The organism is Hymenobacter rubidus (genome assembly GCF_016734815.1).
Lineage (GTDB): Bacteria > Bacteroidota > Bacteroidia > Cytophagales > Hymenobacteraceae > Hymenobacter > Hymenobacter rubidus.
Genome location: NZ_JAERQF010000010.1, coordinates 51,961 through 76,645 on the forward strand (window position 1 = coordinate 51,961; position 24,685 = coordinate 76,645).

The 24,685-nt window shown below is 59.6% G+C and carries 20 protein-coding genes; 9 read left to right on the forward strand and 11 right to left on the reverse strand.

Annotation, left to right across the window (positions count from 1 at the left end):
• Positions 1–3 precede the first annotated feature (3 nt).
• From JKL48_RS09385 to JKL48_RS09415, 7 genes are all read right to left on the reverse strand, one after another.
• Entirely contained in the window at positions 4–342 is a 339-nt protein-coding gene (locus tag JKL48_RS09385) for a phage holin family protein (RefSeq protein ID WP_201981747.1), read from the reverse strand.
• 27 nt (positions 343–369) lie between these two features.
• The gene (speB, locus tag JKL48_RS09390; RefSeq protein ID WP_201981749.1) at positions 370–1,464 is read right to left on the reverse strand and encodes an agmatinase; all 1,095 of its coding nucleotides are present in this window, start codon (positions 1,462–1,464) and stop codon (positions 370–372) included.
• A 191-nt stretch (positions 1,465–1,655) separates the two neighbouring features.
• The gene (locus JKL48_RS09395) at positions 1,656–2,276 is read right to left on the reverse strand and encodes a chemotaxis protein CheC (RefSeq protein WP_201981752.1); all 621 of its coding nucleotides are present in this window, start codon (positions 2,274–2,276) and stop codon (positions 1,656–1,658) included.
• Positions 2,277–2,344: 68 nt separating this feature from the next.
• Positions 2,345–3,985: a chemotaxis protein CheA gene (locus tag JKL48_RS09400; RefSeq protein ID WP_201981753.1), complete on the reverse strand. Its 1,641-nt coding sequence runs from the start codon at positions 3,983–3,985 to the stop codon at positions 2,345–2,347.
• A gap of 105 nt (positions 3,986–4,090) precedes the next feature.
• Positions 4,091–4,492 carry a response regulator gene (locus JKL48_RS09405; protein WP_236668703.1) on the reverse strand — a complete coding sequence of 134 codons (402 nt, stop codon included), beginning with the start codon at positions 4,490–4,492 and terminating at the stop codon, positions 4,091–4,093.
• A gap of 62 nt (positions 4,493–4,554) precedes the next feature.
• Entirely contained in the window at positions 4,555–5,085 is a 531-nt protein-coding gene (locus tag JKL48_RS09410) for a chemotaxis protein CheW (protein WP_201981754.1), read from the reverse strand.
• Positions 5,086–5,123: 38 nt separating this feature from the next.
• On the reverse strand, positions 5,124–9,536 hold the full coding sequence (locus JKL48_RS09415) for a methyl-accepting chemotaxis protein (protein ID WP_236668704.1): 4,413 nt from the start codon (positions 9,534–9,536) through the stop codon (positions 5,124–5,126).
• 289 nt (positions 9,537–9,825) lie between these two features.
• On the opposite strand from JKL48_RS09415, the gene topA reads away from it, so the two are divergent.
• Entirely contained in the window at positions 9,826–12,300 is a 2,475-nt protein-coding gene (topA, locus tag JKL48_RS09420; RefSeq protein ID WP_201981755.1) for a type I DNA topoisomerase, read from the forward strand.
• A gap of 228 nt (positions 12,301–12,528) precedes the next feature.
• Positions 12,529–13,416, forward strand: coding sequence for a DUF4846 domain-containing protein (locus JKL48_RS09425; RefSeq protein WP_201981756.1), 888 nt, complete (start codon positions 12,529–12,531; stop codon positions 13,414–13,416).
• A 17-nt stretch (positions 13,417–13,433) separates the two neighbouring features.
• Here the strand turns inward: JKL48_RS09425 and JKL48_RS09430 are convergent, their stop codons facing one another.
• Both JKL48_RS09430 and JKL48_RS09435 read right to left on the reverse strand, forming a co-directional pair.
• Positions 13,434–14,891 (reverse strand): T9SS type A sorting domain-containing protein, encoded by a 1,458-nt coding sequence (locus tag JKL48_RS09430; protein WP_201981757.1) that lies wholly within the window; start codon positions 14,889–14,891, stop codon positions 13,434–13,436.
• Between the two features lie 92 nt (positions 14,892–14,983).
• Complete coding sequence (locus tag JKL48_RS09435; protein WP_236668705.1) at positions 14,984–15,652, reverse strand: HAD family hydrolase; 669 nt, start codon at positions 15,650–15,652, stop codon at positions 14,984–14,986.
• 167 nt (positions 15,653–15,819) lie between these two features.
• On the opposite strand from JKL48_RS09435, the gene JKL48_RS09440 reads away from it, so the two are divergent.
• The 4 genes from JKL48_RS09440 to JKL48_RS09455 all read left to right on the forward strand — a co-directional run bounded on the left by JKL48_RS09440 (position 15,820) and on the right by JKL48_RS09455 (position 18,434).
• Positions 15,820–16,536 (forward strand): pirin family protein, encoded by a 717-nt coding sequence (locus JKL48_RS09440; protein ID WP_201981760.1) that lies wholly within the window; start codon positions 15,820–15,822, stop codon positions 16,534–16,536.
• A 59-nt stretch (positions 16,537–16,595) separates the two neighbouring features.
• Positions 16,596–17,186 (forward strand): nitroreductase family protein, encoded by a 591-nt coding sequence (locus JKL48_RS09445; protein ID WP_201981762.1) that lies wholly within the window; start codon positions 16,596–16,598, stop codon positions 17,184–17,186.
• Entirely contained in the window at positions 17,183–17,893 is a 711-nt protein-coding gene (locus tag JKL48_RS09450; protein WP_201981764.1) for a pirin family protein, read from the forward strand. The genes JKL48_RS09445 and JKL48_RS09450 overlap by 4 nt, the downstream gene beginning before the upstream one ends.
• A 124-nt stretch (positions 17,894–18,017) precedes the next feature.
• Entirely contained in the window at positions 18,018–18,434 is a 417-nt protein-coding gene (locus JKL48_RS09455) for a pyridoxamine 5'-phosphate oxidase family protein (RefSeq protein ID WP_201981766.1), read from the forward strand.
• A 162-nt stretch (positions 18,435–18,596) separates the two neighbouring features.
• Here JKL48_RS09455 and JKL48_RS09460 read toward each other — a convergent pair whose 3' ends face one another.
• Positions 18,597–18,872 carry a hypothetical protein gene (locus JKL48_RS09460; RefSeq protein ID WP_201981768.1) on the reverse strand — a complete coding sequence of 92 codons (276 nt, stop codon included), beginning with the start codon at positions 18,870–18,872 and terminating at the stop codon, positions 18,597–18,599.
• Between the two features lie 266 nt (positions 18,873–19,138).
• On the opposite strand from JKL48_RS09460, the gene JKL48_RS09465 reads away from it, so the two are divergent.
• Positions 19,139–19,828, forward strand: a complete 690-nt coding sequence (locus JKL48_RS09465; RefSeq protein ID WP_201981770.1) for an SIR2 family NAD-dependent protein deacylase — start codon at positions 19,139–19,141, stop codon at positions 19,826–19,828.
• Positions 19,829–19,856: 28 nt separating this feature from the next.
• Positions 19,857–20,405 (forward strand): metal-dependent hydrolase, encoded by a 549-nt coding sequence (locus JKL48_RS09470; protein ID WP_201981771.1) that lies wholly within the window; start codon positions 19,857–19,859, stop codon positions 20,403–20,405.
• Positions 20,406–20,504: 99 nt separating this feature from the next.
• Here the strand turns inward: JKL48_RS09470 and JKL48_RS23750 are convergent, their stop codons facing one another.
• Positions 20,505–20,750 carry an FAD-dependent monooxygenase gene (locus JKL48_RS23750; protein WP_201981773.1) on the reverse strand — a complete coding sequence of 82 codons (246 nt, stop codon included), beginning with the start codon at positions 20,748–20,750 and terminating at the stop codon, positions 20,505–20,507.
• Between the two features lie 159 nt (positions 20,751–20,909).
• On the opposite strand from JKL48_RS23750, the gene JKL48_RS09480 reads away from it, so the two are divergent.
• Entirely contained in the window at positions 20,910–24,629 is a 3,720-nt protein-coding gene (locus tag JKL48_RS09480; protein WP_201981774.1) for a BamA/TamA family outer membrane protein, read from the forward strand.
• Positions 24,630–24,685 lie beyond the last annotated feature (56 nt).

Below are 24,685 nucleotides of genomic sequence, written 5' to 3' on the forward strand. Positions count from 1 at the left end.
ACGTTAATCAATTACCATATCCACTACGGAGTTCACCAACGAGATGGCAATGCTGAACAACAAGGCATTAAGGAAGCCGTGCACATCGAAGCTGCTCATAAGGAAGTCAGCAAGTTTCACAATAATGACGTTGATGACCAGCAGAAAAAGGCCCAGCGTGAGCACCGTGATGGGGAATCCCAGAATCTGAAGAATGGGTTTCACAACGGCATTCAGAATGCCCAGCACCACGACCAGAATAGCCGCACTGCCCACTCCCGCCAGCGCCACCCCTGGCAGCACGGTACTAAGGCCGTACACCAGCACAGCCGTCAGAATGAATTTGAGGATAAAGCCAAGCATGGCAACAAAATATTAGAATGAGAAAACCTATTCGGCGTGCATGCCCTTTGCCACAAGCCGCCCTTGCGATACGGCCATCCAGTTGGAAAGTTGGTAGAGCAGACGGGCACCCACAATGGCGTTCCATTCGGTGTCGCCGGGCGCTACTTCGTTCAGGTCGCAGCCGATGATGGTGATGCCCGCCCTTACAATGGCGCGCAGCAGATACGTGGCTTCCTCAAACTCCAGACCGCCGGGCACGGGCGTGCCCGTGCCGGGGCATAATTTGGGGTCCAGCCCATCGATGTCGAAGCTGATGTAAACCTTCTTCGGAAGTTGGGCGATGATTTTGCCGCATACTTTCTTCCACGACTTCTTGCCAAACTTTTCGTCGCTCAGGAAACGCTGTCCGAAAAGCGCTACGCGGCCGTTGGAAGTTTCGATGAGTTCGGCCTCCTGCTGGCAGTAGTCACGGATGCCGACCTGCACCAGTTTCTTCACCTGCGGCAGTTCCAACGCGTTATACATGATGCTGGCGTGCGAATACTTGAAGCCTTCGTATGCCGGACGCAAGTCGCAGTGCGCATCAAATTGCAGAATAGCAAACTCGTCGTGGCGCTCGGCCAACGCGTGCAAATACCCCAGCGGCGTGCTATGGTCGCCGCCCAGCACCACTACACCCTTGCCCGCATCGAGAAGGGCACCGGTTTTATCCTTCAGCCACTTCAGCATTTTCTCGCCTTCAGCGGTAACCTGGTCGGGCACACCGCCGAACTTCTTGTGTTCGGCTTCGGGCTGGCCCTCTTCCAGCCAGCCGATGTAATCGGCCGCCAGCGGGCGCAGCTGGCGGCTGGCGGCGGCAATGGTTTCGTCGTGCTCTTCCATGGCCAGGCCCAGCTTCCAGGCGTTGGGCAGGTCCGGGTCGTAGAGGTCTACCTGCAGCGACGCCTCGCGGATAGCCGCCGGGCCTTCGGCCGTGCCGGCCCGGTAGCTCACGGTCACCTCCCACGGCACGGGCACCACCACTACCTGCGCCTCCTCGGGGGTGAAGGGCAGCCCGAATAAGCCGCCCGCAGCATCGCCAAGGGCATTGGGGTCGAAGGATTCTATTTTTTTGGCTAAAGCGGTGTCAGCTTTCGACATCAGATTGAATGAGTAAAAGAAGTATTAAAAACCAAGGCCGCCAAGCGGACAAAATCCGTTGGCGGCACCTGAAAACTTACAAAACGGAATACGTGAAAACCCAGCTCGCGGCCGAAACCGACTTCGATAAATGCAGCACTGGCGGGCAACCGAATCAGGATTTTACAGGCCCGAAAGCCCAGCTTTCCTTTTTAGGCCGACATTTGGCTTCCCAGGAAGTCGTAGCTCCGGATAATATCCAGGATTTTTACGAAAGTCACCCGGTCAAAAAACAGCATCAGCGGCAGCTCAACCATGTTGTCCTTATCCGAAAACTGAGTGATGACGGAGAAGATGAGCGGCTGCAATTGCTGGGCAGGCAGCAGGTTCTGCAGCGTTGCTGCAATGTCACCGTGCGGAGCCGTTGGAGGCGCCCCGTAGATATTGGCTTTCAAGATGTTGGCCAACTGGGTGACCAGCGCACCGGTAATGATGTTGCTGATTTCCAGCAGCAAGGATTCCTGAAGCTCATTCACATCCAGGGTTTCGGAGGTTTGCATGCGCAAACAGACACGCGAAAGCCGCTGCACGTGCTGGCCGGAGAAGAACATCAGGGTCGTGCCGTTGAAATCACCCCGGATATCGGACTGAATGGCGACGTGCCGGGCCTGATATTCCCGCACTTTGCGCATGATATCGTCACTGACCAGCAGGTCGATGTTCGGCACTTCCAACAGCACACGCTCCTGGGCAATAACGGCGAACGAATCGGCGGCACGAGCCAGGCCGATGTTCAAAATCTCGCGGATTATATCACGCTCTAAGTCAGTCATCGATAAATCCATAACGTCAAAGATAAGGGAATGTGCAGCTGCGAGGACTGGAGTGAAAGAAAGGAAAACTAGGGGCGTTTGGCAAGAAAAAGGCGGGTGAGCGCCGGCACGTCGAGCACCAGACACACTTGTCCGCTGCCGAGTAAGGTCACGCCTCCAAAAAGGTCAATGGTATCTAAAGGCTTGCTCAGGGGCTTGATAACGATGTTTTGCTGCCGGATAAACCGGTCCACCAGCAAGCCCAGGCGGCGGTTGTTGTAGTTCACGACCAATACCTGTTGGGCGCCGGTCATGTCATCTTTGGTGGCTAGCGGCAGGAGTTCGTCGCCTTCGTCGTGCAGCAGCTGACGTAGCGGCACCAATGGTACCGCTTGCTCCTGAAAATGGGTTACGAGTACACCACCCACTATCGAAATCTGGCCGGGATGCAGGGCTAGTACCGTATCGGTATGCAGCAGCGGCACGGCGTAAGGCCGGTCGTCCAGCTCCACCAGCAAAGCGCCTTTCACGGCAATAGAAGTAGGCAGCACCAGCGTAAACGTAGTACCTACGCCCAGCTGCGACTCGACCCGCAACTGCCCGCCCAACGAGTCGAGGGCCAGCTTCACCACGTCCAGGCCCACGCCCCGGCCCGAAATATCGGTCACTTGCTGCGCCATCGAGAAGCCCGGCTCGAACAAGAAGGCCCACACCGCTTGCTCGTCAAGCGTGGCTGCTGCGTTGGCAGTGGTCAGCCCGCGCTCCACAGCTTTGCGCCGCACGGCTTCGGTATCGATGCCCCGCCCGTCGTCGCGGACCTGAATGAGCACATCGTCGCGCTCGGTCATTGCCGAAAGGGTGAGGTGGCCAATCGGCGATTTGCCCGCCTTATGACGTTGGTCCTTGGTTTCGAGGCCGTGGCTGACGGCATTGCGAACCAAGTGCAACAAAGCATCGGTAATGATTTGCAGAATATTACGGTCAATCTGGACATCCTGACCGCTCAGCGTGAGTTCTACTTCCTTGTCTTCGGCCGACGCCACGTCGCGTACCACGCGTGGAAACTTGTTCAACAGCACACCTACCCCTACCAGCCGGGCGTCCATTACGCTGTACTGCAGGTCATCGGAAATGCGGAAAAGGTGTTGAGCAGTGGCGAGTAGCGCCGGGTTGCCGATTTCCTGGGCCAGGGTCATTACCCGGTCACGGTCAATTACCAACTCCCCTACCAGATTTAGCAGATTGTCAAGCTTTTTCACCTGGATATACACCAGGTCCGAAAGCTCCATTTTCTTATTGGCCTCCTCCTCGGTTTCTGGAGCATCGGCCTCATCTAAAATGGGTGCTTCGCCGCGCACAAGGCGGTCGAGGTTATCGAGCAAGGCGGTGGCGTCGGGCAGCGGCTGGTTGGCGCCCACCGCCCGAATCATATTGCCTAGCGCATCAACCCCGGTAAAGACGACCTTGATAAGCGGCCCGCTGAACGTCCGTTCCTGGTCCCGAATCAGCCCGAAGAGCGTTTCCAAGTGGTGCGCCACCTCGCCCAAGTCATTGAAACCCATGGCCCGGGCGTTGGCCTTGAGGTTGTGCATCAGCCGGAACAGCTCATTAAGGGCCGGACCGGCATTTGGGTTGCGTTCCAGCTCGCTCAGGTGCCGGCTCATGGAGTCATAATACTCCAACGCTTCGGCCATGAACAGCTCCCGGTATTCTTGGTCGCGCGTTTTCATTGGCCGAAATTGATTGTTTTAGTTCTCCATCTCAGCACCGCGCACAGGTAAGCCCCGTCGTTTCCGACGAAGGTCAGCTGTACCACGGAGCATTGAGGGCGCACTTTACGCCGGCTGCTCTGAGGCGTCATTTTGCAGCGCCGAACCCACAATCTCCAACACTTTCTCTTCCGAGAACGGCTTCACGATGTAAGCCAGGGCACCATTTTCGATGGCTTCGGTCACGATGACTTCCTGGCCCACCGCGCTGCACATCACCACTTTGGTTGCGGGCTGCGTTTGGCGCAGGCTTTTGAGAACATCCAGGCCGGTGTTATCCGGCAGGATTACATCGAGCGTGATGAGGTCGGGAGTAGTCGAAGCAGCCATTTCCAGGGCTTGCGCACCGTTGGCTGCCTCGCCTACTACTTCGTAGCCAGCATCGGTGAGCATGTTTTTGAGCATCGTGCGCATGTAAAAAGAGTCGTCGACGATGAGGATGCGCTTATTCATGGAATTGGGTGACATGAGTATGATATCGGGAGGGTAGCTGGTCGACCGACCAAGCCACGCGTTGTACGGGCTGAAAGCTACTTAGATGCGGCTCGACCAGGAAGTCGCATTATCTCGCTTGGGGTGAGCAGCTTGCGCATATCCAGCACAATGATTATTCCTCCTTCGGGCAGCTTGGCAATGCCTTCAAGGTATTTGTCGCGGGTGCCGGCATCCTGCACAAATTCGGGCGCTGCTTCAATCTGGCTGAGGGGCAGGGTGAAAGGCCGGGGCACTTCCCGCACCACCAGGCCCAGGGTGTAGTCGGCGGCTTCTACGGCCACCGTGTAGCTACGCTCGGGCAGGGGCCGGCCGGCCGGCCGCAGCCGAAACCGCTCCTCCAGGTCAATGATGGCAATGATGTCGCCGCGCAGGTTGGCAATGCCCTTGATGAACGGCGGGGTTTTGGGCATCCGGGCCACTTCGGGCGTTACGGTTACTTCCTTCACCTGCTCAATGCGAATACCGTAGTCCTCATCGCCCAGCCGGAACACGATAAGCTGCACCATTTCGGTGGGCTTGGCGCGTTCGGCTTTGGGGGTCGGGGTTGCTAGTTCAATCTCAGCCATGCGGTAGACGATAATGGGTCAACGATTGGTTTGAGAAATTACTTGGTCTTGGCTTTCGACTTCGCGCCACCCTTAGCCGCCTGTCCATTTTGGGGGGAGCTGCCATTTTCCGACGGCGCGGCTTTTTTTGTAGGTCTGGCGGTTGAGCGGGGTTCAGGAGTTGCCGCGGCCGCAATGCGAGCCGTACGTTCCCGACGCACTACAGCGGGTGCCGTCGCAGGACTTGCGGCTGGCTCGGACCGAGTTGAGCGACGGTTTGTAGCGCCTTGGCGTGCATTCTCGGCAGCGGCAACTTCGCCTTGGCGCTGGGCGCGACGGGCGGCCATGCCACTTTGCGGTGTGGGGGTAGCTACGTAGGGTTCGCGGGTGCGATAGTTGTCGCGGGTCAAGGGTCGGCGCACCGGCAGCGGCTCGGGTTCCGGCTCGTAGGAGCTGAGCTGGAAGGTTTCGAGGCCGGCCTGCAGGTCGTCGGCAATGTCGGTCAGGCGCTGCGAGCTGGTCGTCAGTTCCTGCATGGCCGTGGAGAGTTGCTTGGCCGTGCCGGCTACCTGCTGCGTGCCGGTGGCCGTTTGCTCGGCAATGGCTACCACCTCCTCCACGTACTTCACCACGTCGCCAATCGAAGTTTTCTGCACCTCGGTAGCCGTGAGAATGTCGCGAGAGGTGCGGAGCGTTTCGCCGCTGCTGGTGGCAATGTTCTTAAAGGCCGAACTGGCTTCAAATGTGGCGTTCTTGCCTTTGAGTACTCGGTTTTCCATGGTCGAAATAGCCGTGGCGGCCGAGGTCGTATCCTTCTTAACGTCCTCTACCAGCGTGGCAATTTCGTTGGCCGATTTGCGCGAGCCCTCGGCCAGCTTTCGGATTTCTTCGGCTACTACGGCGAAGCCGCGGCCAGCTTCTCCGGCACGGGCGGCTTCGATGGCGGCGTTCAGAGCCAGCAGGTTGGTCTGCGAAGCAATGTCGGTTATCACGCCGAGCGACTTGCTGATTTCCTGCGAGCGGGTGCTTAGCACTTCGATAGTGCGCGAGGTTTGGGAAGCGGCGCTGGATATTTCTTCCATGTTTTTCACCACTTCGGCCACCGTTTTCAGACCGAGCTGTGAGGTCTGCTCACCCAAAATAGCCGATTTGTTCACCACGTCGGCCTTATTGGCCGTTTCCTTGGTGGCCTGCATGATTTCTTCAATCAGCTTAAAGGCCTGGTCGGTTTTCAATGCCTGATTCTGGGCGCCTTCAGCCATCTGCTGCATGGCCAAGGCCACATCGACGGTTACTCGGCTCATTTCCTGGCCTTTACCGGCCATTTCTTCCGAAGAGGTTCCCACAATCTGTGACGATTCGTTGATTTCGCCGAGCAGTTCGTTCAGGTTTTCCACAGCCAGGTTCAGGGCGTTGGCCATGGCCAGAATGTCGCCCGTGGTGGGCACTTCCACGCGCTGGGTCAGGTCGCCTTCCGAGATGGCCCGTACCACCCGCGATACTTCCAGTACCGGCGAGGCGATACTCTCAATCAGCGCGTTGAGCGTGTCCACCAGTTCTTTCCAGGAGCCCGACACGCCGCCCACGGTAGCGCGTTCGGTCAGCTTGCCTTCTACCCCAGCCACTTTGGCCACGCGGCTGACTTCCGAAGCGAGGCGGTTCAGGTCGTCCACCATGCGGTTGATGGTGTCGGCCAGCTCGGCTACTTCGCCTTTGGCTTGCAGCGTGAGCTTCTGGGTCAAGTCGCCTTTCGAAACGGCGGTTACTACTTTCACAATGCCCCGCACCTGCGTGGTGAGGTTGGAGGCCATGTAGTTTACGTTATCGGTCAGGTCCTTCCAGGTGCCGGCTACGTTGGGCACGGCAGCCTGGCCACCCAGCTTGCCTTCGGTGCCCACTTCCTGCGCCACGCGGGTTACCTCGCCGGCGAAGATGTTGAGCGAGTCCACCATTCGGTTCAGGTTGTCCTTCAGGTCCAACAGCTCGCCGTTCACGTCCACTGTCACCTTCTGCGTCAAGTCGCCGCGCGATACGGCGGTGGCCACGTTGGCAATGTCCCGCACCTGACTCGTCAGGTTGCTGGCCATCGTGTTCACGTTGTCGGTCAGGTCTTTCCACGTGCCGCGCACGTTGGGCACTTTGGCCTGGCCGCCGAGCTTGCCTTCGGTACCTACTTCGCGCGCCACCCGGGTTACTTCGTCGCCGAAGGTATTCAGCGAGTCCACCATTTCGTTGAGGTTCTCCTTCAACTGGAGCAGCTCACCGCGCACGTTTACAGTGATTTTCTGACTCAAGTCACCTTTAGCCACGGCCGTTGCTACGTTGGCAATGTCACGCATTTGCGAGGTCAGGTTCGAGGCCATCGTGTTCACGTTGTCCGTCAAATCCTTCCAGGTTCCGCTCACTTTCGGCACGTTGGCCTGACCACCGAGGATACCCTCTGTGCCCACTTCACGCGCCACACGGGTTACTTCGCCGGCGAAGATGTTGAGCGAGTCCACCATCTGGTTGAGGTTGTCCTTCAGGTCCAGCAGCTCGCCTTTTACATCTACTGTAATCTTCTGCGACAAGTCACCTTTTGATACAGCGGTGGCCACGTTAGCAATGTCCCGTACCTGACTCGTCAGGTTGCTGGCCATCGTGTTTACGTTGTCGGTCAGCTCTTTCCAGGTGCCGCCTACGCGGGGCACCACGGCTTGGCCGCCGAGCTTGCCCTCGGTGCCTACTTCGCGGGCCACGCGGGTTACTTCGTCACCGAAGATGTTGAGCGAGTCCACCATCTGGTTGAGGATGTTCTTCAACTCCAGGATTTCGCCCTTCACGTTCACCGTCATCTTCTGGCTCAAGTCGCCGCGGGCTACCGCTGTGGCCACGTTGGCAATGTCCCGTACCTGCGAGGTGAGGGCCGCAGCCATGTCGTTTACGTTGTCGGTGAGGGCTTTCCACACGCCGGCCACGTTGGGCACGCTGGCCTGGCCGCCGAGCTTGCCTTCGGTGCCCACTTCCTGGGCCACGCGGGTTACCTCGCCGGCAAACAGGTTGAGCGAGTCCACCATCTGGTTCAGGTTCTGCTTTAGCTGCAGGAATTCGCCTTTTACATCGACGGTCACCGTCTGGGTCAGGTCGCCTTTGGCTACGGCCGTGGCCACGTTGGCAATGTCTCGTACCTGGCTGGTGAGGTTACTAGCCATGTAGTTCACATTGTCGGTCAGGTCTTTCCATACACCGGCCACGTTGGGCACCACAGCCTGACCACCGAGGCGGCCTTCGGTGCCTACTTCCTGGGCCACACGAGTTACCTCGCCGGCAAACAGGTTGAGCGAGTCCACCATCTGGTTCAGGTTCTGCTTCAGCTGAAGCAGCTCGCCTTTTACGTCAACGGTTACTTTTTGCGACAAGTCGCCTTTAGCAACCGCAGTCGCCACGTTGGCAATATCCCGTACCTGAGAAGTCAGGTTCGAGGCCATGTTATTTACGTTGTCGGTCAGGTCCTTCCACACGCCGGCCACGTTGGGCACGCTGGCCTGGCCGCCGAGCTTGCCTTCGGTGCCCACTTCCTGGGCCACGCGGGTTACCTCGCCGGCAAACAGGTTGAGCGAGTCCACCATCTGGTTCAGGTTCTGCTTCAGCTGCAAAAACTCCCCTTTTACGTCTACCGTGATTTTCTGCGAAAGGTCGCCTTTGGCTACGGCCGTGGCCACGTTGGCAATGTCCCGCACCTGCACGGTGAGGTTCGAGGCCATGTTGTTTACGTTGTCGGTCAGGTCTTTCCAGATGCCGCCTACGTTCGGTACCGATGCCTGGCCGCCCAGTTTGCCTTCGGTGCCCACTTCCTGCGCCACACGAGTTACCTCGCCGGCGAAGATGTTGAGGTTGTCAATGGTTTTGTTGATGGTTTCGGCCATCAGCTTGAAGTCGCCCGAAACCGGAATCTGGAAGCTTTCGTCCAAGTTGCCGCGGCTGATGTTCTTCAATACCTTGCCTACTTCCAATACCGGTACGGCAATGCTGTCCACGAGGCCGTTGATGTTGTTCACCATGTCGCGCCAGAAGCCGGCGGCACCGTCCGAAGAGGCGCGGGCTTTGAGGTTGCCCTCCACACCGGCCACTTTCGAGATGCGCGACACCTCGCCCCCTACCCCGGCAATCATGTCCACCATCGAGTTGTAGGCCTCGGCGATTTCAGCGAAGATGTCGTCGTTCTGCTTGGTCAGCCGCACCGATACGTCACCCTTCTTAAAGGCGTCGAGGGCGAAGAGCACGCGGTTGAGTTGGTCGTTGACGTAGCCGGGGTCCTGGGTATCGATGGAGCCGCGCGAATTGCCTTTCTTGCGGGTTAGGTCGTTATTGGTGCGAACAACATCGAGAGGCGACACCGCGCCAGAATCCGGCGTTCCACCGGTATCCATATCCGAGGTAGCGTCGGTGGAGGTCCGACCGGGCTTAGATTGCGGATTCTTGGGAGAAGCCATATAAGAATGATTGGGAACGGATGGGAAGGGAATCGGATTGGAGGACGAATGTACGGGGCTTCGTCGCGAATAAGCAAAGGTATTGGCGGCGCATGAGGCAATAATGAGGACGTGAACTCTGCTGGGGGATTATTCTGTTGACGGGCTCAGGTTGCGGCCAGATTCTTGCGGCTTGCGCCAACGCTGAGAATTATCCGGCATCTTTGCGCCCTGTTTAACTTTTCAGCCCGGCTGGCCGTTTCACCACCCACTACCCCTTTCAGCTTGCCGTCACCCCTTAATCGCCCACATGGTCAAGAATTTAGTTATCGTCGAGTCGCCGGCCAAGGCCAAAACCATTGAAGGCTACCTCGGCCAGGATTTCGTGGTGCGCTCCAGCTACGGCCATGTGCGGGACCTGCCAAAAGACAACAACGCCATTGACATTGCCAATGGTTTCAAGCCGACGTACGTGGTTTCGGCCGATAAACGCGAGCTTATTGCCCAGCTCAAAAAACTTTCGAAAGAAGCCGAAACCGTCTGGTTGGCGAGTGACGACGACCGCGAGGGTGAAGCCATCAGCTGGCACCTGGCCGAAACCCTGAACCTGCCCGACGCCAAAACGCGCCGCATCGTATTCCGCGAAATCACCAAAAATGCCATCTTGGGAGCCATTGCCAACCCGCGGCAGGTGAACCAGGATTTGGTGAATGCCCAGCAGGCCCGCCGGGTGCTCGACCGCCTCGTAGGCTTCGAGCTGAGCCCCGTACTCTGGAAAAAAGTGAAGCCCGGCCTCTCGGCCGGCCGCGTGCAGAGCGTGGCCGTGCGGCTGGTGGTGGAGCGGGAGCGCGAAGTAGCCAGCTTTCTGAGTGCCAGCGCCTACCGGGTAGTGGCACGTTTCGATGCCGGCCGCGGTGCCGTGCTGGAAGCCGAGCTGCCGACCCGCTACAAAACCCGCGCCGATGCCGAAGCTTTTTTGGAGCGGTGCGTGGGCGCTACGTATCAGATTGAAAGCCTGGACAAGAAGCCGGGCAAGCGCAGCCCCGCCGCACCGTTCACCACGTCTACGCTGCAACAGGAAGCCTCGCGCAAGCTGGGCTTTTCGGTGGCGCAGACGATGAGTGTGGCTCAGAAGCTGTACGAAGCTGGTAAAATCAGCTACATGCGGACGGACTCGGTGAACCTGTCGCAGGAGGCACTGGCGGGTGCGCAAGCCGCCATTACGGCTGCTTACGGCGCCGAGTACCATCAAATCCGCACCTTTAAGACGAAATCCGCCTCGGCCCAGGAGGCCCACGAAGCCATTCGCCCTACCGATTTTGGGGCGGTGAAAGCGGGTTCCGATGCGTCGGAACAGCGGTTGTACGACCTGATTCGGAAGCGGGCCATGGCCTCGCAAATGGCAGAGGCCGTGATTGAGCGCACCACGGCCGTGATTGGCATCAGCACGCAGCCGGGCGTTACGCTGTCGGCCACGGGCGAGGTCATCACGTTTGAGGGCTTTCTGAAAGTGTATGCCGAGAGCAAGGACGACGAGGACGAAGACGATGCAAAAGACGGCGAATCGAGCTTCTCGCGCGGCCTGCCGCCGCTGAGCGTGGGCCAGAATTTGCCCTTGCAGCGGCTGAACGCCACAGAGCGATTCTCGGCGCCGCCGGCCCGCTACACGGAAGCTTCACTGGTGAAGAAGCTGGAGGAAATGGGCATCGGCCGGCCTTCGACCTACGCCCCAACCATCAGCACCGTGCAGAAGCGCGGCTATGTGGAGAAGGACACCCGCGAGGGCAAAGAACGTAAGTTCCACGTGCTGACGCTGGACGGCAATGTTGTGCAAACCGAGGTTAAAACCGAGAACTACGGGGCGGAGAAAGCGAAGCTGTTCCCGACGGATACGGCCATGGTGGTCAATGACTTCCTGGTGGCGCACTTCCCGGTGATTGTGGACTACCAGTTCACGGCTAAGGTGGAGGACGAGTTCGACCAGATTGCCAATGGCCACGAAAACTGGACGCAGATGCTGACCGGCTTCTACGACAAGTTCCACGCAACCATTGAGGCGGGGCAGGACATTGAGCGCAACACCTTGGGCAGCACCCGCGAAATCGGGGTGCATCCGGAAACAGGCGAGAAAATCACGGCCCGTCTGGGCCGCTACGGCCCTTACGTGGCGCTGGGCGACACCACCGACCCAGAGGTGAAACCCGCCTATGCCAACCTGCGCAAAGGTCAGTTCATCGAGAGCATTACGCTGGAAGAGGCACTGGATTTGTTTAAGCTGCCGCGCGTAGTGGGCGAGTTTGAGGGCAAGGACATGACGGCCAACCTCGGCCGCTTTGGTCCCTATATCCGCCACGACAGCAAGTTCTACTCGCTCACCAAGGAGCAGGACCCGCACACCATCAACGCCGAAGAAGGTGTGGCCCTGATTGAGAACAAGCGCAAAACCGACGCGGAGCGCCTCATCAAGTCGTTCCCCGAAAACCCGGACATTCAGGTGCTGAACGGCCGGTTCGGGCCGTACATCGTGGCGGGCAAGAAGAACGTGAAAATTCCCAAAGGCGAGGAGCCCACGGAATTGACGTTGGAACGCTGCATTGAACTAGCCGATGCCACGCCAGATAAGCCCGCCAAAGGTGGCCGCTTCGGCAAAAAAGCGGCCCCCGCCGCCAAGGAAGAAAAAGTGGATACTCCGGCCAAGAAAAAGCCCGTTGCGAAGAAAGCCGCGGCCAAAAAGCCCGCTACCAAAAAGGCGCCAGCCAAGAAAGCTACTGCCAAGGCAAAATAATGACCCACCTTCGGCGTGGCCTCTATGAAGCTGTTTAAGTAGGATGTCGTTTGCTGGTCCGACGCCGTAGGCGTCTGACCGGTCGTCGCCAGAACCACTCCCGTTCGACCGTCGACTAACAACCGGTCGGACGCCTACGGCGTCGGACCGCGTGCCGCCGACCTTCAAAACAGCTTCTATATCTAAAAAGCCCGCTCTTTGCGGGCTTTTTTGTTACTTACCGCCCTGATGAGTACACGTCGATTTATGTTGCCAGTTGGGGTGCTGCTCCTGCTGACGGGCCCAGTTTGCTCTACCGCTCCGCCGGACAATGAGCAGCAAGCGCCAGCGGGTACGGGGCGCCCAAAGGGACTCTCCTACCCTTGGCTGGCCCAGGCTGGCAGCGCATCGCAGACGCTGGCGGGGCGATTTGCTCCCCCGGCCGGGTGCCGCCGGGTGGCAGTAGCGCCCGGCTCCTGGGGCGAGTGGCTGCGGTGGCTGCCGCTGCGGCCAGCTGGCACTCGGGCGCGGCTGTTCAACGGCGAGTTGAAGGACCGGCCCGAAGTGGTAGCCGCCGTGGTCGACATCGATGTGGGTACAAAGGACCTGCAGCAGTGCGCCGATGCGGTTATTCGCCTGCGGGCTGAGTACGTGTTCAGCCACGACCCTAAAAAGGTGCATTTTCACCTGACTACGGGCTATGATTTCTGGTTTTCTGACTTTGTAGCCGGCAAAACCTTCAAGGTGCGCGGCGAGGAAGTGACGCCCGCCACCCGGCCGGCCGAGGCCCCCACGCACGCCGCCCTGGCGCGCTACCTTATTCCCACGTTTGGCTATGCGGGTACGCTTTCGCTGAGTCGGGAGCTGCGGCCGGTGCCCCTGACGGCAGTTCAGCCCGGCGATGTGCTCATTCACGGCGGGGCGCCCGGCCACGCCGTGCTGGTGGTAGACGTGGCCGAAAACCCCGCCACGCACCAGAAATTTATGTTGCTGGCGCAGAGCTACATGCCAGCCCAAAACATTCATGTGCTGCACGAAAATTGGAACGCCAGCCCGTGGTTCGCCGTCGATGCCAACGCGGCGGAGGTGAATACGCCGGAATGGACGTTTGAACCGCAGGAGCTGGCGCGGTTCTGATGCCAATACTCGCGGGATTATTCTAACACGATTTTGCGCGTGGTGGCCGTGCCATCGGCCTGGCAAACCTGCAGCACGTAGAGGCCGGGGGCTAACGCGGCCGTATTTATGGTTGTAGTTGAAGCCGTGGGCTGCTGGGTTAGCACAATGCGGCCGGTGATATTCAGCAGCGTTATCTGCTGAGTGGAAACGTCACCTGCCAGGGCAATCTGTAATTGGTTGTGCGCGGGTACTGGCCAAGCCTCTACCGACGGTCCCTTTTCAGACTGCCGAGTAGCCAGCGGAGTTGCGGCTAGCAGGCGGGCCAGCCCATTGTGCGCCACACCGCCAGCTTGCGAAAATCGACCGGCCACTAGTAGCTTGCCATTGGGCTCTACCAGCAAATCATTTACCCGCGCAGCATTGTAAACGGGCACGGTACCGAAAAGCGAGTCGGGCCAATAGAAATAATCTGGGTTCCAGGTGACGTCAGTTCCACCTTGTGGCTGGGTGCGGAGCAGCGTAACGTCATGGCGAATAGCAAGTAGGTCCCCGCAAGCCAGAATTCGGCCATCGGGTTGCACAGCCAGCGCCCCTACCGGATTTACTACATTAAACCCAAAGGACATTCTGGTGCACGGGAGCGAGAATGGGAAAGCAGCGTCAAGTGCACCCGAAGGCAGCAGCCTACCCACGGCCTGCCCACTGGCTCCCATTAGCCCCCCAATGGCATAAGTGCCGCCCGGGCACAAGGCTATTTTGCCGATTTGGATGGCTTGCGGTGAGGTGTAGGCAAAAGAGGCATCGACCTGCCCGCTTGGCAACAGCCGCGTGACCAAAGTTCCGGTGCTCGGCGCATCAAACGCGCACGAAGCGAAAAGCATCCGGCCATTGGGTTCTAGCACCAAACTGGTGTAGGCATTGCCAACCGGAAAAGAGGCCATGAACGAGGCATCGACCCGGCCGCTGGGCAACAGGCGCACCAGCCCGCTCCGGCCCAGCGAGTCAGTGACCATTCCGGCCAGCAGGATTTTGCCATCGGTCTGCACCAATACTTGGTCGAAAAGGCCACTACGTTGCAACGCGGGGTGGAAAGCCGCATCGGGTTGCCCCGACGGCAACAGCCGGGAGAGCCTATGCCCGGATGGCGGAACCGCACTATAATTATTTACGAGCAACTTGCCATCAGGCTGCACAGCCAGCAAAAAGCCGCTGCTAGTGCAAGTGAACGTGGTATCGACGTGTCCGTCGGGTAGCAGGCGGGCAATGCCGCCACTGGGGTGGCCATCGACCGACTGGAAGCCGCCGGAAATGAGGTAGCGGCCATCGGGCTGGCGCAGCACCTTGCTAATCGTCACCGAATTCTGAACCGCTGGGTTTACAAATACGGGCGGGTGAAAAGTCGGGTCGAGCTGCTGGGCCCGCAACCTCGTAACGGGTAGGCCCAGCAGCAGCAGGCCGGCCACAAATCGAGTAATCGGGGTAAGATTGGGCATAAGGCAGAAAGGAAAAGGCGAGATAACCGCCTGCGCAAAAACTGCGCCTCCTTCCCTCACGTCAATGCCTGTTCAGCAATTTATTTGGTAACCTATGTTCTATTGGGCTCAATGGCCTCAATTTCCGGCGCGGTTAGTTCCGAGAAATGCTGGATAATTCGGTCGGCCAGGTGCAGGTCCTGTCCGGCCGAGTGCTCACTAGCGTAGCCGATGCAGTAGATACCGGCCGCCTTGGCCGCGGCCACGCCATTGGCCGAATCTTCAATGACGATGCACTCGGTAACGGGCGTGTGGGCCAGCATGGCCGCGTGCAGGAAAATGGCCGGGTCGGGTTTGGAGTTCACAAAATCTTCGCCGCTGACGCGGTGCGCGAAGTACGGCCCCAGCCCGAAGCGGTCGAACACCCGCGCAATGGTGGCTTTGGAGGCGGAGGACGCCACCACCAGCTGCACATCGTGGCGGCGCAGGTCTTCGATGAGGGTGCGCACGCCGGGCAGCAGGTCGAGGCTGGCGTCTTCGTCGAAGGACTTGTTGAACAACTCACGCTTGCGCAGCACCATATTTTCCACGGTCTGCGAGAGGCCGTATTGCTGTTTGAGCAATTGGAAGACGTTGCGCGTCGATTTGCCCAGGAAAGTGGCGTATTCGGCTTCCGTGACGGGAATGCCGAGTTCGGCAAACTGCGTGAAGAAGGCGTGGTGATGGCTGGGTTCGGTGTCGATGATGACGCCGTCCATATCGAAAATAACCGTACGAATCATGGGTGCAGAAGCAGGGAATGGTTGTGGGCAAAGGTACCGGCTGCTCGCCCGGTGCCTGCTCCTTTTGCAAATAATGAAAGCGAGAAAACTTTTTTTCTATGAATAATGTATAGACATTAAATGTATGTACATTTGTCATACGAACACACTAATTCAACGCCTCAATCATGGCCCGCACCGTTCTGCATCCTGCCAACACCCGCGGCCACGCCAACCATGGCTGGCTCAATTCCTTTCACACTTTCAGCTTCGCCGGCTACAACAATCCCAGCCGCGTGCACTTCGGGGCATTGCGCGTGCTGAATGACGATACCGTGGCAGGCGGCATGGGCTTCGGCAAGCACCCGCACGACAACATGGAAATCATTTCCATTCCGCTCTTTGGCGATTTGGAGCATCAGGACTCGATGGGCAACAAAACCGTCATCCGCCAGCACGACGTGCAGGTGATGAGCGCCGGCACCGGCGTAGCCCACTCCGAGAAAAATCACAATGCCAACCAAGAAGTGAAGTTCTTGCAAATCTGGGTGTTTCCGAACGAGCGCGGCATCAAGCCGGCTTACGGCCAGCAGACCTTTGCACCGGAAGCCCGCCACAACCAGCTGCTGCAAGTGGTATCGCCGGAAGGTGATGGCACCAACCCGCACATCCACCAAGATGCCTGGTTTCACCTCGGCAATCTGGATAAAGGCTTCGCCACTGATTACACCGTGAAAAAAGCCGGCAACGGCGTTTACGCCTTCGTGCTGGAGGGCGATGTGACCATCAACGGCCAGGCCCTGCACCGGCGCGACGGATTCGGCATTTGGGAAACCGACAAGCTGGAAATCAGCGCCGACAGCAATGCCGAACTGCTGCTGATGGAAGTACCGATGGAATTTTAAGGAATGAATAACGAGAACGCCGTGCCGGGCACGGCGTTCATTTCAACATAGCAACCACCATGAACGCCGCTCCCACTACCTACCCTGTCCACGAACTCATCCGCAGCCGGTGGAGCCCCCGCTCCTACGCCGCTACGCCCGTGACACAAGACGCGCTGAATCAGGCTTTTGAGGCAGCCTCCTGGGCTTTCAGCGCCATGAATGCGCAGCCCTGGCAGTACATCTACGCGCATAAGTCCGACGCCGAGGCCTTCCAGAAAATTCTGGATACGCTGATGCCCGGCAACCAGCCCTGGGCCAGAAATGCGCCTGTCCTCATCATTGCCCTGGCCAACACCCGCTTTGAAAACGGCCAACCCAACGGCGCCGCCCTGCACGACCTGGGCGCGGCCAACGCCACGCTATTCCTCGAAGCCACTGCGCTGGGCCTGCACGGCCACGTGATGGGCGGCTTCGACCGCGAAAAAGTGCGCCGCGAGTTCAACCTACCCGAGGGCCTGGAGCCCGCCGTCATTATGGCCCTGGGCTACCTCGGCGAGGCCGAACAGCTGGAAGAACCCTTCCTGAGCCGCGAGAAAGCCGCCCGCTCCCGTAAGCCCGTGTCAGAGTTTGTGTTTCAGAACGAACTGCCCGTAGCCGCTACCGCATGAAGACTCGCCTCACCCGCGCCACCGAGCGCGGCCTCAAAGACATTGGCTGGCTGAAAAGCCACCTCTCGCTCAGCTTCGGCCCCTACCCCGACCCAGAGCGCAGTGGTTTCGGCCTGCTCCGCGTGTTCAACGACGATGTGGTGCAGCCGGGTGGTGGCTTCGGCATCCATGGGCACGCCAACATGGAAATCATTTCGGTAATGCTGGCCGGCAGCATGAACCACAAGGATACCCTCGGCTACACCGAAGTGGTGCACCAGGACTGGGTGCAAATCATGAGCGCCGGCTCGGGCCTGCGCCACGAAGAGCACAACGTGGGCGACACCGACGTGAACTTCCTGCAAATCTGGATTGAACCCAAGCTCCAGAATATCGGCCCGCGCTACCAACGCCGCCAGTTCCCGGAAGCGCAGCGCGTAAACCAGCTCACCACCATCGTGAGCAACGAAGAAGGGCCGGCTCATTGCTGGATAAACCAGAACGCCAAGCTCTCCCTGGGCTATTACACGGAGGCCCAGACGGTGGATTACACCTTCAAGCCACTGAATAAGCTACTGTTTGTGTTCGTCATCAGCGGCAGCGTCGCGGTGGATGGGCAGGAAGTGGGTACTCGGGACAGCCTTGGCATCTGGGAAACCGACGGCGTAAGCATTGAAGCGGGAGCCGGTACGCGGTTTCTCTTAATTGAGTGCCCAATAAACCATTAGGCGCTTCTGTGGCACCAACTGAGTAACTCACGTAGTAGAAAGAGCTTGCAGATTGCAGGCTATTTGAACCAGGCAGCGAAGCGCCGCGTACTCCGCCCTCACGCCTTTCCCACCGAACATCCTCATGGCCGAAACCTCCCTGAAAGCCGTCGCCGCCAAAATGGCGAAGCTCGACATCACGATGCTCACCACGCACACCAGCCGCGGCCAGCTCAGTACCCGCCCCATGAGCAACAACGGCGACGTGGAATACGACGGCAACTCCTACTACTTCACCTACGAAGGCTCTCGCACGGTGAGTGACATCGAGGAAAACCCGCACGTTAGCCTCGGCTTTGCCGGCCCCGACTACCTGTACGTGTCCGTGGTCGGCAACGCGACGCTGATTCGCCAGCGTGCCACCCTCGAAAAGCATTGGCTGCCTGAACTAAAACGCTGGTTTAAAGAGGGTGTCGACACGCCCGGCATTGTGCTCGTCCGTGTGCAGGCAAAGCGCATCAAGTTCTGGCACGGCGAAGACGAAGGCGAGGTGACACTGTAAGCGTCACTAGCAAAAATAAAACGGCGGTTAGAGATTCCGCATAACCAACAAAAAAGCCTTTCCAACACAATGGAAAGGCTTTTTTGTTGGTTATGCGGGTCGGCTATTCTCCTAGTTCGCGGTACTTTGGCATCTCTTTGGGCTCAGAGAGCAGGCCGGTGGTCAGAAGCGTGGCCCCGATGGCCAGGAAGATGTTGCGCGCTTTTTTGTTTTTGGAAAAACCAGCAGCCACGGGGCGCTCAGACTGGTAAGAGCCGTTACCACGTCGAGGGTGAGGTGGGTTTTGAAGGGGACTGCCTTAACCAAGCCCCATTCGGCGCGGGTGCAGGCGGTGAGGGCCAGGATGCCGCTGCCTAATACATAGCTCAGGAGCGTGGGCGTTTTGTCCTGGCTGAAGCCGATGAGGGCGGGAGCGGCGGCCACCAGGGCACGGCCCACTAGTCGAGAACGCCGTGGACTTGGCGGGAAATGGGCTTACTCATAGTTGGGATTGGGAATTGGGAAAGAATGGATTGGTAAAAAGCTAACGGCAGCCTGCCGGCAAGGGATATTTTCGAGTTATGAGTTTTGGGGCCAACTGGGGATGCCTCCTTCCCCTTCTAAACCCGAGAAATAACTGGTTACTGAACTCAGTTTAGACGGGGATACGGCTATCTTTGAGCGCGGGGCAAAAGCCGCTTTTTGCCCCGAATAACCTGGTTTTTATGGCTGACAAACACCTCGTCGTGCTCACGGGAGCCGGCGTCTCTGCCGAGTCCGGCATCCGCACTTTCCGCGACACCAACGGGCTCTGGGAAGAGCACCGCGTCGAGGACGTAGCCTCCCCCGAGGGCTTTGCGCGCAACCCCGCCCTGGTGCTCGATTTCTACAACCAACGCCGTGCCCAGGCCCGTACCGTGCAGCCCAACGCCGCCCACCTGGCCCTGGCTGGCTTTGAGGAAGCACCCGGCTGGCGCGTGAGCATTATCACCCAAAACGTGGACGACCTGCACGAGCGCGCCGGCTCTACCGAGGTGCTGCACCTGCACGGCATGCTGAACCAGATGCGCTCGGTGGCCGACGAAACCACGGTGTATGACTGCCCCGCCGACATCCGGGTGGGCGACCTCGCGCCCGACGGACACCAACTGCGCCCCCACATCGTGTGGTTTGGCGAAATGGTGCCCGCCATCGAAGTAGCGGCCGAAACCGTGAGCACGGCCGATGTGCTGCTGGTGGTGGGTACTTCGCTGCAGGTGTACCCGGCGGCCGGCCTGCTGCATTACGCCCCAGCCACCTGCCCCGTTTTCGTCATCGACCCGCACCAGCCCGAAGCCGGCCGACACGGCGTGCGCTACGTAGCCGAGCCCGCCAGCACGGGCGTGCCCAAGGTGCTGCAAGAGTTGACTAAATAATTGGCGGCTTCCTCACCCAACAACCACAATGGCTTCTGCCTTTGCTCACGCCGCCCTGGGCGCCACTTTGGGCAAGCTGCTGCTTCCCAGTCGCATGCATTGGCCCTATTGGTTGGCCGCCGGCATTTGTGCCGCCCTGCCCGACGTGGATGCGCTCGGCTACCGGCTGGGGGTGCCGTACGACAGCCTATGGGGGCATCGGGGGCTCACGCATTCGCTGTTGGCGGCTGCGCTGGTGGCGGCCGTGGGCGAGGGCCTGGGGCAATTAAGCCCGCGCGCCAGGCGTCCTGCGGCCGGGCGGCTGGCGGCGCTGTTGTTTCTGGCTACGGCCTCGCACGGCTTGCTCGATGCCATGACGACGGGCGGACTGGGCGTGGCCTTTTTCAGCCCCTGGGAATTGAAGCGCTATTTTTTCGGCTTCCGGCCCATCAACGTGTCGCCCATCAGCATCCGGGCCTTTTTGGGCGGGCGCGGGCTGCGGGTGCTGGCCAGTGAGGCGCTTTGGGTGGACCTGCCGTGCCTGCTGATGCTGTGGCTACAACGTCGGTTGCCTGTGTTGAAGAAAGCCAAAGGCTAAGCCCGGCCGGCTTTTTTGGCGAGGAGAGCGGTTGGCGGTTAAGCTTGATTGGTTAGCGCTTGCATTGCCAAACCATATTGCTGCGCGTAGGCAACAAAATCAGCCTCGTTGAAGGAAGCGGCCACCAGGCCGAGGTGGCCGTCGGGGCGCACCACATAGGCGCGGGCTACCCGCCCGCACCATTTTGCCTTGCGCCACAAACTGCTCGGCGAGACCCTGGCGGTCGAGCAACTCCAGGGTGCAGGCGTGCATCACCAGCGCCCGACTCAGGGGCGACGGCCCGGGCAGCGCGTCGATGAGGCGGGGGCGCACGCCGTGGCGCGCTAACTCCAGCGCCAGCAGCAAGATGGCCCGGCTCCTACTACCAGCACATCGGGTGCGGATGAGTTCATCGGCAAAGTCGGTGGGTTAGCCGGTAAATGTGGGTAAAAGCGGCTTTTCCAGTCGGCGGGAATAACCGCACAGTAGCCGTCCGCCGTAGAAGAAAATCTTAACCATCTCTTTATGCTGTTTCGCTACGTTAGTGCCCTGCTTTTCGCGCTGGGCTTTGCCGCTGCTTGCCCTGCTTTCGCCCAAGCTCCGGCGCACACCGTTTTCCTGCTGGGCAACACCGCTCAGGCCGACATTCCGCCCGCCCGCCTGCAGCAGCTACGCCACGTGCTGGAACAGCAAACCGGTTCCTTCACCGTGGTGCACCTCGGCGACATTGTGGGGAATACCGGCTTGGTTTCCAAGAGCGACACCGCGCTGGCCCAGGCCGAGCGCACCCGCGCCGACGCCCTCATTGCGCTGGTAAAAGGCTTACCGCAGGGCAAAATCTACTTCCTGCCCGGCGATAAGGACTGGGCCAACTCCGGCCGCGACGGCCTGAAAGCCGTACGGCGCCTCGAGAAATACATCGAAAAGCAACTGCCTGGCCAGAATGCTTTCATTCCCACCAACGGCTGCCCGGGCCCGGAAGTGGTGGACGTGGCCCCGCTGGTGCGCCTTGTGGCCATCAATACACCCTGGTTCACGCACCCCTACGACCGGCCCGAGGCCCCCGACACCGACTGCAAGACGCTTACCAAGGAGGAGTTCCGCGAGCAACTGCAGGACCTGATTGACGACTCCAAGAACAAGAATGTGCTGCTGCTGGGCCACCACCCCGTGGTAAGCAACGGCGTATACGCGGGCCACGAGCCGCTTTCGCGCCATTTGAGCCCGCCGGTGCTGGGCACCATTTATGCCGCCTACCGCCAGAACGTGGGCAGCCCGCGCGACCTGGCCAGCCCCGGCTACCAGGAGCTGAAAAAGGAGCTGCTGAACACGCTGCAAAGCAACCCCGGCGTGATTTACGCCGCGGCCCACGATTACAGCCTGCAGCTCACCCCTTTTCAGGGCAACTACCACGTGGTGAGCGGCAGCTTTGTGGAAAGCGAGCACGTGGGCGCCAAAGGCCAGTCACTCTACAGCAAAAGCGAAGAAGGCTACACTACCCTGGAGTACTTCCCCGATGGCACCGTGAAGTCGCACATTTTCACGTTTGGCAGCGGCGACCAGCCCGCCAAAGACGCGTACACCGGCACGCTGTTCCGCTCGGCCTGCGCCGGCACAGCCGACTCGCAGGCGCCCCAGAATCCGTTCATCATCACCTGCCCCGGCACTACCCAAGCCGCGGCCCAGGCCAAGCCTGATGCGCCGTTTCAGGCCACTACCACGGTTGTGCCTGGCCCGGAATACAAGCCTACCGGCAGCCGCAACTTCTTTATTGGCAAAATCTACCGCTCGTCGTGGCTGCAGCCCGTCACGGTGCCCACCCTCAACCTGGCCACCGAGAAAGGCGGCCTGCGCCCCACCGGCAAAGGCGGCGGGCGCCAGACCACTTCGCTCAAGCTGGTGGCGGCCGACAGTTCGGAATACGTTTTCCGGTCCGTGGACAAGGACGTGACCAAGATTCTGCCGCCCGAGCTGCGCAACTCCATTGCTTCGGACATACTGCGCGATGTGACGGCCACGGCCAACCCGTATTCCAACCTGCCCATCAGCTACATGCTGGACCAGACGGACATTCTGCACGCCCGCCCGCGCTTGTTCCGGCTGCCCGACAACCAGGAGCTAGGCGCCTACCGAGCCGAATACGCCGGCCTGCTCGGCACCCTCGAAGACAGCCCGAAAGACCCCAAGGCCAACCTGCCCGGCTTTGGTGGCTCCAATGAAGTGACCCGTTCGTTCGGCCTCTTCCGCAAGCTCTACAAAGACCACGACAACCACGTGGACGCCCCGGCCCTGGCCCGCGCCCGCGCCTTCGACATGCTGGTGGCCGACTTCGGCAAGCACGAAGACAACTGGAAATGGGCCGGCTACAAGCAGCCCAATGGCGGCATCCTCTACCGCCCCATCCCGCGCGACCGGGACCAGAGCTTTACCCTGTGGAATGGCTTCCTCACTTACCTCGCCAACCGCGAGTGGGCCGTACCCAGCATCGAGGGCTTCAACACCGAATTCCAGGACATGAAAAGCCTGAACTGGCCCGCCCGCCACCTCGACCGTTTCCTCCTCCAAAGCCTCACGCGCGAGCAGTGGCAGGAAGCCGCCAAGTACCTGCAGGCTAAAATAACGCCCACTGTTATTGATGGCGCTACTGCTCAACTACCCGCTGAAATTCATGATAAATCGGGCCAAGACATCAACCGCAAGTTGAAGGCAAGAATTCAGGAATTGCCCAAGGCCATTGATGAGTATTATTTGCTCCTGGCCCGGCGCGTGGACGTGGTGGGCTCCAACAAAGGCGAGGTGTTTCAGGTGAACCGGCTGCCCGACGGGCAGGTGCGCGTGCAGATGTTTGACCGCGCCGGCGACACCGACAATTCTAAGGGCACGGCCCTGTTTGACCGCACATTTAATCCCAACGAAACCGACGAAGTCTGCCTCTACGGGCTGGCTGGCAAGGACGTATTTACGGTGACCGGGGACGGCGGCAGTCACAGCGTGCTGGTGCGCGTCATCGGCGGCGACGGCAAGGACAAGATTACCGACAACTCCACAGCCACAGGCCTGCGCACCCGCACCAAAATCTACGACGTGCCCGACACCGAGATGCAGCTCGGCAAGGAGTCGGACAACCGCACCAGCACCCGCCCCGGCGTGAATGCCTACGACCGGGAGCAGTTCGAATTCAACAGCTACAAGCCCAGCATTGGCTTGTTCTACAACGCCAACGACGGCTTTGGGGCCAGCGTGGGCGTTACGTTTCTGCGCCAGGGCTTCCGCAAGCCGGGCTACAAAAACATGTACTCCTTCGACGTGCAGGGCAGCGTCAACGGCCTGCTGCAGCTCACGGCCAGCACGCGCCACCGCTACGCCATTGGCAAAATTGATGCGGGCGCCACGGCCAGCTACGGCAGCTACTTCCCGTTCTACCGCTTCTTCGGGTTGGGCAACAACACCGGCTTCGACCAAGGCTTGTACGACAACAAATTCTATAACGCCCGCTACCAGGGCTATAATTTCAATGCTTTCCTGGAGCGCACCTTCTTCCAGCGCAGCGTAATCCGGGTGGGCCCCACGTTCGAGAATTATACCAGCGACTTCGGCGGCAACACCTATCTGGGCACCATCGATACCCGTCCGGCCGACGTGCGCCCCAACACCAGCAGCCAACGGCTGGTAGGCTTGAATGGCGTGTTCGACCTCGACTTGCGCAATCGTCCCAGCTTCGCCCAGCGCGGCGTTCGCATTCGCTTGCAACACGATTCTTACCGGCAGCTTACCAGCACCAAAAGCAACTTCGGCCTTTCCCAAGGCTTCGCCGAATACTACGGCACCGCTAAAATCGGCATCCCCGTCACCCTCGTCCTGAAAGGCGGCGGAGCCAAGAACTACGGCCCCGACAACGACATCCCCTTCTACAAATTCGCCAGCATTGGCCAGAACGAAGGCCTGCGCGGCTACTACCGCAACCGCTTCAGCGGCGACGCCGCCCTGTACTACAACACGGAGCTGCGCTTGGCGCTGGGCCAGGTCAAAAATGGTTTCCTGCCTTTCTATTACGGCGTGTTCGGCTTCTACGACCAGGGCCGCGTGTACTACCAGGGCACCTCGCCCGGCGGCTGGCACTCGGGCTACGGCGCCGGCTTCTACATAGCCCCGGTGGTCGAAACACTGGCTTTTGCCGTGTCGTACCAAAAATCGGTGGAGAGCAGCCTGATTCAGTTCGGCTTGGGTTTCCGGTTGGACAAATAGCCTCCGCTTCCTAATTACCCAAACGCAACGCTACGGCTTACCTTTGGGCTTTGGTT